Below are 8098 nucleotides of genomic sequence, written 5' to 3'. Positions count from 1 at the left end.
GACTCTCATTTCAAATGACGGACCAATCGGGGCTCAGGTCATATGCCTTCGCAAAGGCCGTGTTCGAGCTTGCGCAAAGACAATTGTCAGGCGGCTTCAAGGCAAGCGGAGTGCGGCCTTGAACCGTTCCAAGTGATTTGGCCAAGGCCCAACATGAACGATCTCAGGAACTGCTTGACCAAGGTGCATTCCTCTTGGAACACACCTTACTGCGTTTTGCTGTTTGCGTCTAAATGTACGTTGCAAGATCACTAAAGTTTCGCGCTCATTAGAAACGGCTCTTGTTGACAAGCGTCATTTCGTCATTTAGCTAAATAGCTATGAACGAGATATTTGACGCCCTTGCTCATCCAATTCGCCGCAAAGTCCTTGAGATGCTCAAGCGAGGTGGAATGACAGCGGGCGAAATCGCTGATCACTTCCCAGTGTCCAAACCAACAATGTCAGGGCACTTCGCCAAACTTAAGGCTGCGGGCCTGATCCAGGGAGAAAATCAGGGGGGGTCAATCATGTACACTCTGAACCTATCAACTCTGGAAGAGGCCTTGTTGAGCTTTATGGGACGAGTGGGAATTGCTGACAGCAAGCCAATTGAGCAACCCAAACATGGGGTAACTGTATGAAGTGGCGTGGACTTCTTCTTGCGAACTTCCTGATTGTAGGTGCCATGATCTGTTTTGGGTTATGGGTGGCTTCAAGCCTTGAGCCGGATGCAAGATTGCCGATCCATTGGAATGCTAGGGGAGATGCTAATAGGTTCGCACCAGCAGCCTTGGCCATACTTTGGCCTGCTGGAGCTTCGGCTCTGTTAGGTTTGCTATTTGCTTTTCTCCCAAGCGTCGAGCCTTTCCGGCGGCAACTAGAGGCGTCAACCCATCTGTGGCGATCGATGTGGATCGGGACAATGTTTCTGATGGTCTGTTTCCAGCTCATGATCGCAGGATTAGGCCTCGGTTGGCAGCATACCCCGGACCTCTTAATGATTGGGCTTGGCGCGCTTATGGTTTTGATTGGAGACACGCTTCCAAAATCTAGGCCAAATTTTTTCATCGGCATTCGGACACCGTGGACCCTGAGCAACCCTGATATTTGGATTGCCACCCATCGTTTTGGCGGGAAGATCATGTTGGGTGCTGGGTGCGTGACGTTACTTCTTGCTTTCTTGCCAATTTCACCAGCTTCTCTGGCTGCGGCGATCTTTATCGCGCTGGCTATGCCTGTGGTGATATCGAGTTTCTATAGCTGGTTGCTTTGGCAGAAGAGACCACAATAGTGAGACGGAGCAGTCAATGTTAAAAACTCTCATTGCAGCTATATTTGCTGCAGCACTGACCGTTCCTGTAAGCGCCGCCCCGTTCGGCTCTGAGACCCAGCTTCAAGCAGCGGGGCCATATGGCCCATTGACCGGAACTATCTTCGAATCCAGCAAGCGTCAGGGTCCTGTCGCATTGATAATTCCGGGTTCGGGTCCAACTGATCGGGATGGAAACAGTCCTCTCGGTGTCCAAGCGTCCACTTATCGCCTCCTAGCGGAAGGGCTTGCGGCAGAGGGCATATCGAGTTTGCGAATTGATAAGCGTGGCCTTTTCGGAAGCGTCAACGCCGTTCCAGATCCCAATGCTGTGGTCATCGATGACTATGTTTCAGATGCTGCTTCATGGGTGTTATAAGCCACCAAAAGCCGCGCTGTTTGCCACGAAAAGCGGTCAAGTATCGCCACAGCGGCGGTCAGTAGAGACAGCAAAGCGGTCAACCTGCATCAATACACCCCCCCCTCACAACCGCCCAGTCGCTGCCAACTCTTCCGCCTGTCGCAGCACCGTTTGGACAGCGCCGTCCTGCAGATCGGGTGGATAGCCATACTTTCGAAGGATACGCTTCACGAGCACGCGCATCCGAGCTCTCGCCGCCTCGCGCTTGGCCCAATCGACAGTTGAGCTCTCCTTCAGGCTCATCAGCAATTCATGTGCGATGACCTTAAGCGCGTCGCTCCCCATAATCTGCGCTGCGCTCTCATTGGCCGCCAGAGCGTCATAGAACGCAATCTCCTCGTCTGAGAGTCCTTCTTCTTTGCCCCTGGCTCGAGCCTCGCGTATTTCGCGTGCGATCTCGATAAGCTCTTGGAGAACTTCAACCGTGCTGATGGCGTTGTTGTGGTATCGGCCGATCGCCGCTTCCAGCCGTTCAGAAAACCTCTGGGTTTCAACAACGTTGGTCCGCGTGCGGGAGCGGATTTCGTCATTGAGCAATTTGCGCAAGGCCTCCAGCGCGAGGTTCTTCTTTTCGAGTTGCTGGACCTCCGCAAGGAACTCATCGGACAGGATTGAGATATCAGGCGTGGAGATCCCGGCCGCGGCCAGAATATCTACGATCTCTGTTGAAACAACGGCGCGGTCGAGGATTTGCTGAATGGCAAACTCTCGATCTGCGGAACTCTTTCCCCCGCCGCCTGCAGACTTAACGAGTGCCGCGCGCACTGTCTGGAAGAAGCCAATCTCATCTCGAATTTCTCGCGCCTCATCGGTCGCTGAAGTCAATGCAAATGCCTTCGAAAGCGCCAGAACAGAGTCTTGATATCGCCGGTTCTCCCGTCGCTTGCCCTCTTCATTGGTTTGCTTAGCGGCCGCATCATGCTGCAGCGTCAATATCCATTCGATCGCTTCAGCCAGGACGACCAGTCGCTCGTGCGGTGTACCTGCCAGACCACGGGCGTAGTCGAAGCCGTGATACATGGACTTCACGACTTCATATTTCTCGATCAGAAGGGCGATTGCCTCTGCTTCATCAATCCCTGCCTGCTTCTGGTCGGGTCCAGAATACTGGCCCAGCGCATTCTTCAGATTTTGCGCGATGCCGATATAGTCAACGACGAGGCCTGCGGGTTTATCGCGGAAGACGCGATTGACCCGGGCAATGGCTTGCATCAGCCCGTGGCCCTTCATCGGCTTGTCGATATACATTGTGTGCATGGATGGCGCGTCAAAGCCGGTCAGCCACATGTCGCGCACGATCACGAGCTTGAGGCTGTCCTTCGGATTTTTCGCGCGCTTTGCCAAAAGATCGCGACGGGATTTGGTTCCGATATGGGGTTGCCAATCCTGGGGATCTGAGGCCGAGCCAGTCATGACAATCTTGATCATGCCTTCTGCATCATCGTCGCTGTGCCAATCAGGCCGCAGCGCGATGATCTGATTGTAGAGCGCCACACAGATCCGCCGGCTCATGCAGACGACCATGGCCTTGCCTTCCATGGCCGCGACGCGATCTTCAAAGTGCTGCACCAGGTCGGCCGCCACCATGGCCAGTCGCTTTTCAGAGCCGACGAGAGCCTCCACGGTCGCCCATTTGCGCTTGATACGCTCTTGCTCGGTTATAGCTTCGTCTTCTGTCAGCTCCTCGATCTCAAGGTCGATCTTGGGCTTTTCTTCTTCGGGAAGTTCAATGCGGGCCAGACGGCTTTCATAATAGATAGGGACCGTCGCCCCATCCTCGACGGCGCGGCTGATATCATAGACGTCGATGTACTCGCCGAAAACTTGAGGCGTATTCACATCGTCTTTCTCGATTGGTGTGCCTGTAAAACCGATAAAGGAGGCGTTCGGCAGGGCATCGCGCAGATATTTCGCAAAGCCATAAGCGATCACGCCCGTCTTCTGCTCAATTCGCGCCTTAAACCCATATTGGCTTCGATGCGCCTCGTCTGCGATGACGACGATGTTTCGGCGATCCGACAAAAGCGGATAGTCGGTCTCGCCCGTCATCGGAGAGAATTTTTGGATGGTCGTAAAAATCACGCCGCCTGAGGCGCGGCTTAGCGCGGCCTGTAAGTGCTCTCGACTATCAGCCTGAATGGGTGTTTGCCGGATCAAATCCCGGCACATGGCAAACGTTCCGAAGAGTTGATCGTCCAGATCATTGCGGTCTGTGATCACAATGATCGTCGGGTTCGCCAATCCGGGATGGCGCACCAATTGGCCAGCATAAAAGGCCATCAGCAAGCTCTTTCCTGAACCTTGCGTATGCCAGATCACGCCGATCCGTTTGTCGCCACGCGGATAACTTGACACGCTGGGTAAGCCAAAAACGGCGGGGTCTTCTTGCATGCCACCATAGGGCGAATTGTACCCACTGGCTGAATTGACCGCCAATGCGCGAATGGTTGAATAAACCGCGCGCTTAACCGCGTGAAACTGGTGATATCCAGCGATGACCTTTGCCAAGCCGGTCTCGGTCTCGCCGAAAACAGTAAAGTCCCGCACCAGGTCGAGAAAGCGTCGGGGTTCAAACACGCCCTCAATCAACACGCTGAGTTCCGGCATTCCCTTCGCCGCTACCACTTGGCCATCTGTCGTCCGCCAAGGCATGAAGCGCTCTTGGTCCGCCGTCAGTGACCCTATCCGCGCAGTTATCCCATCCGAAGTGACTAGCACCGCGTTGGTGCGAAACAGCGACGGGATTTGCGCCTTATAGGTCTGAAGCTGGTTATGTGCCCCAGCAAGCGTCGCGTTCTCGCCACCTGGTGCCTTCAATTCAATCAAGCCAAGTGGCAAGCCATTGATAAAGACAACAATGTCTGGCCGACGGTTTACGCCATTCTCGATCACCGTGAATTGGCTGCTCGCCAGCCAGTCATTGGCCGTCCAATCATCGAAATCGATCAAACGAACCTTGTCGCCCCGGATCGTGCCATCCTCACCATAAAACTCGACATCGACACCTTCGACCATCAGCTTATGTAGTCGGCGGTTCTCTTCGACGAGTGAGGGCTTGTCGGTGGCCAACACCTTGCGCAGGGCATCGCCGCGCGCCTCGGCTGGGATTGTTGGGTTAAGCCTTTCGATGGCCGCTGTCAGGCGTTGAGTGAGCACCACATCAGCGTAGGACTCACGCTCCGATGCCTTACCGTCGGGGCCAATTTGGGTGTCGGTTGTGGTCGCATAACCAAGGCCGATAAGCTGTTCCATCACCAATTGTTCGATGGCGGCTTCAGACAGATAGGCCATTAGTCTCTGCCTTTCCGAGAGATGAGCAAGGCACCAGCTAGCTCTCGCTCCTCAAGATATCTTTCAAGTCTTGCGTTGTGCTCATCCATGGCGGAAACCGCTGAATAAACTGATCTATCTGTATTTGCTACATTTTCTAGGTGAGCTCTAAACAAATTTGGCGTCGAAATAACATTGCAGCGCTGTTCAGCTGGATCCGCCAACTTGCCGTCGCCAATGGCGCGAGCGTTAATCGAACCTGCGACGACTTCTGGCAAGCTTGGTGAAGGTTTGGAACGGACAGGGCAAAGTATGCAATGCCAAGGGATGCATATAGGTTTAAGAGTGGTTGGATTACATTCTTTCAAATGCTTCACTGAGTATGCAGATGCCAGTGTGCAGCCGAGGTAGCTGAGGCCGCGATAATTCTGACATCCGCAGACCGGCTTCTTCAGCTTATAGGTCGCTCGGTCGTTGTAGAGGACGAATACCGGATAGCAATCTGAGGATTGTGAAATCAAGGTTTTCGTTTGAGGTCCGTTAGGCGTTAGTGAAGCGTAGCCATTTTTTGCAAAAAGTCGCTTTGCTTGAACGCGCAGCCCGACGGCTTTCGAACCGTCCATGAACCACATTTCCCAATCCGCGCCATTCGCTTTCTCTTGAGGTTTGGTAAATGGAGTGACGGATAAATCGCCACCCTGAAATTGCTTCGCGAGGTGGAACAGGATTGTTTCTGTTATTGTTTCCTCGTTCAATTGCAAACCAAGGCTCTCTGCTTTGGCCTTGTCGCGCCAAATTCGTCCTGCCTCTTTTCGAAATGCATCGCGCAAAGGGCTCATTGGGCATCCTCGTTAAACTTTTCGGCGTCTTTTATTCGGACTTCGCCCTCCATCAACATGGGGAGAAGGAAATCGGCATAGGCACCATGCGCGGGTACACTACTAACAGGACCGATCTCCGCGTCGGCAGAGAGCGCGTAGCCAAAGGTCCCGAGTTGGTCGAGAATCAATTGTTCGATGGCGGCTTCAGAGAGGTATGTCATTAGGCGCTACCTGCGTCGGGTAGCGGTGGAGGCTCAAGATCATCTAGACCTTCACTAAAGTAATGACTGAATCGCCTGTGAGGGTAAGAGTGAAAATCATCATGAGTAAAATCAATGAAGCTTACACCTTCTTGTTTCAGTAAATCAAAAACTGCTTGATCGTCCTTTTTTGGATACGGCATTTCACCCAAAACATTATCAAAGAATAATTGGTACAATGGCAGCCACAACCTATCTAGGTCATACTCTGACAATGTCCCTTTCTCGATATCAACTATTATCTGGGCAGCCCATTGGGAAAAAGAACTTGTGTCGAGTTCTGATTTTTTTGCGTAGCAGTATCCCATCGATATGACGATTGGATCATCCGATCGACAGCAGCGATCTGCGAAAACTTGCTGACCGGCTCCTCCAAGCTGCAACAAGTAGTACAAACACCAAACGATATTGTCTGACTGTCCAAGTTCAAATGACCGATCCAGTAGTTTTGAAATCCTTTGCTCCACTCTATCGACGACCCGCGAATCTGTGGTGTAAAAACTTTGCAAGTGTCTCTGAATGAGTGGGATGATTGACGGATAGAAATACGCGTAGCGGAACAGGGCGTCCTCTATAAATCGCTGTTCCTCGGAGTCGACGATGCGAAGCATCGGTTTTTCCGGCAGTAAGTCAATTATCGCTGCAAGCGTATACTTCATTACGCTGCCGTCAGGGTAATCTATGCTAAGCTCCAATGCACGGTCTATAATTGGCCTAAGGTGGCGAACTTCGAGTTTTGTTGGTTTATCTTCGAAACCTAACGGCTCTGCATATCGATTCAGTAGTATGCTGATTTCAGTGACCCATGGCTCCCGTCTCGGCACTGGTAATTCGCTTATACGAGTTTTCTTTAGGTTTAACGAAAGAGAGTAACGTCCTAGCTCGGTAGACAGATTTATTAAGAACTTATCGCAGGCTCCCTTATTCAGAAGAAACACTGTGTAATCGTCGATATATCGGGTAAATTGGAAACCTTCAGACCTAAGATATTTGTCTATCGGGTACAAAACTATCTCAGCGATGATCGATGAAGTACCAGGACCAATTGGCAAACCTTTTGTTTCGTTACGTTGACATATTCGAATTGCAGCATCGATTTCATTAAACCAAGACTTCTTATTCCGATCTTGTTTGGCTCGTCCGTGCCCCACTAGAGCCCATGGAACCGCATGACTATAAACACTTGGATAGAATGCATTTATGTCAGTTTTGAGACGATAGCTCATGCCAAAATCAGTCATTGGGTCCTGATCTTCCAGTGCTCCGTCATCTGCTATCTGGTTGTAAGCATGTACTAACATCCGCCCGTCGTCATAAAGTCCAAACTCAAGTTGCGAATTTGGACTGGTGCAGAATGGTGAAATCTCAGTCCAGTTTTCGCTGATTACATTGACAAGTTCTACATACGCTCTCGGATGGGGAATTCCCATGACCCGCGGTATATTGGGGTGCCTCGTTCTTTTAAATGACAAGAGGTCATATCCCTGCTTGATACGCAATGGTATCTTCTCAAGTGCATCCGCCACCGCAGGAGTAAATTGCCGAGAATTGAATATCGGAGGCAACTCTTCTTTATGATCGTGTTGTCGAGGAAGAAAGTTATGTCTCAATAAGGCTTCTTTTATGGTCGCTTTGTTTAGTCCGTTCAATTCGTCCTTTGGGGGGATTTCACTCATCCTTTCCTCCGTGTCGATCTCTGAAATGCTCGCTTTCTAAGCCTTCCGTCTAAGTGGGCGGTGCACTCATGGAATCGAGATCTTGCCGGTGTTAAGTCGCGTTTCCAAACGCCGACGCACCTAAGCGAGCTCGAAAACTCTAGAATCTTGGCTTCCTTTGGCGCTGCGGAAGTTCGAGGCCATAACATAAATTTATGGGGGATACTGCGAAATCTCAATTGTAGTCCTTCAGGCTTTCTATCAGCTTTGTGAGCCTCGCCAACTTGGTGTCCAAATCACCCTCAGCATTTTCATGGGGTACTTGAAAAACCTGAGTAGTGAGGTGGCTCGGTTTGTTCGGACAGGTCAGCCGTTTCTAT

At 51.5% G+C, this 8098-nt stretch carries 7 protein-coding genes; 3 read left to right on the top strand and 4 right to left on the bottom strand.

Translation table 11 applies throughout. The features are described from left to right. Nucleotides 1-320: 320 nt before the first annotated feature. The 3 genes from B7364_RS08690 to B7364_RS08680 are packed head-to-tail and all read left to right on the top strand — an operon-like array spanning nt 321 to nt 1670. The gene (locus tag B7364_RS08690; RefSeq protein ID WP_085339609.1) at nt 321-623 is read left to right on the top strand and encodes a metalloregulator ArsR/SmtB family transcription factor; all 303 of its coding nucleotides are present in this window, start codon (nt 321-323) and stop codon (nt 621-623) included. After that, the gene (locus B7364_RS08685) at nt 620-1273 is read left to right on the top strand and encodes an SdpI family protein (RefSeq protein ID WP_085339608.1); all 654 of its coding nucleotides are present in this window, start codon (nt 620-622) and stop codon (nt 1271-1273) included. Before B7364_RS08690 ends, B7364_RS08685 begins: the two co-directional genes overlap by 4 nt. Nucleotides 1274-1289: 16 nt before the next feature. Next, nucleotides 1290-1670 carry an alpha/beta fold hydrolase gene (locus B7364_RS08680; protein ID WP_085339607.1) on the top strand — a complete coding sequence of 127 codons (381 nt, stop codon included), beginning with the start codon at nt 1290-1292 and terminating at the stop codon, nt 1668-1670. A gap of 105 nt (nt 1671-1775) precedes the next feature. Here B7364_RS08680 and B7364_RS08675 read toward each other — a convergent pair whose 3' ends face one another. Genes B7364_RS08675 through drt4 form a run of 4 tightly spaced genes read right to left on the bottom strand, consistent with a single transcriptional unit; the run spans nt 1776 to nt 7739 of the window. Then, nucleotides 1776-5003: a type I restriction endonuclease subunit R gene (locus tag B7364_RS08675; RefSeq protein ID WP_085339606.1), complete on the bottom strand. Its 3228-nt coding sequence runs from the start codon at nt 5001-5003 to the stop codon at nt 1776-1778. Then, the gene (locus B7364_RS08670; protein WP_085339605.1) at nt 5003-5821 is read right to left on the bottom strand and encodes a DUF6615 family protein; all 819 of its coding nucleotides are present in this window, start codon (nt 5819-5821) and stop codon (nt 5003-5005) included. Before B7364_RS08670 ends, B7364_RS08675 begins: the two co-directional genes overlap by 1 nt. Continuing rightward, on the bottom strand, nt 5818-6024 hold the full coding sequence (locus B7364_RS08665) for a hypothetical protein (RefSeq protein ID WP_085339604.1): 207 nt from the start codon (nt 6022-6024) through the stop codon (nt 5818-5820). Before B7364_RS08665 ends, B7364_RS08670 begins: the two co-directional genes overlap by 4 nt. Beyond that, nucleotides 6024-7739 (bottom strand): antiviral reverse transcriptase Drt4, encoded by a 1716-nt coding sequence (gene drt4 / locus B7364_RS08660; RefSeq protein ID WP_085339603.1) that lies wholly within the window; start codon nt 7737-7739, stop codon nt 6024-6026. The genes B7364_RS08665 and drt4 overlap by 1 nt, the downstream gene beginning before the upstream one ends. Between the last annotated feature and the right edge of the window lie 359 nt (nt 7740-8098).

The organism is Aquidulcibacter paucihalophilus (assembly GCF_002105465.1).
Taxonomy (GTDB): Bacteria; Pseudomonadota; Alphaproteobacteria; order Caulobacterales; family Aquidulcibacteraceae; genus Aquidulcibacter; species Aquidulcibacter paucihalophilus.
The sequence above is the reverse complement of the archived record's forward strand: the minus strand, read 5'-3'. Positions and strand labels throughout refer to the sequence as shown.

Bases quoted from the DNA above. Each gene is read 5' to 3' on its own strand.
- B7364_RS08690 (WP_085339609.1), top strand. From the start codon at position 321: ATGAACGAGATATTTGACGCCCTTGCTCATCCAATTCGCCGCAAAGTC.
- B7364_RS08685 (WP_085339608.1), top strand. From the start codon at position 620: ATGAAGTGGCGTGGACTTCTTCTTGCGAACTTCCTGATTGTAGGTGCC.
- B7364_RS08680 (WP_085339607.1), top strand. From the start codon at position 1,290: ATGTTAAAAACTCTCATTGCAGCTATATTTGCTGCAGCACTGACCGTT.
- B7364_RS08675 (WP_085339606.1), bottom strand. From the start codon at position 5,003: ATGGCCTATCTGTCTGAAGCCGCCATCGAACAATTGGTGATGGAACAG.
- B7364_RS08670 (WP_085339605.1), bottom strand. From the start codon at position 5,821: ATGAGCCCTTTGCGCGATGCATTTCGAAAAGAGGCAGGACGAATTTGG.
- B7364_RS08665 (WP_085339604.1), bottom strand. From the start codon at position 6,024: ATGACATACCTCTCTGAAGCCGCCATCGAACAATTGATTCTCGACCAA.
- drt4 (WP_085339603.1), bottom strand. From the start codon at position 7,739: ATGAGTGAAATCCCCCCAAAGGACGAATTGAACGGACTAAACAAAGCG.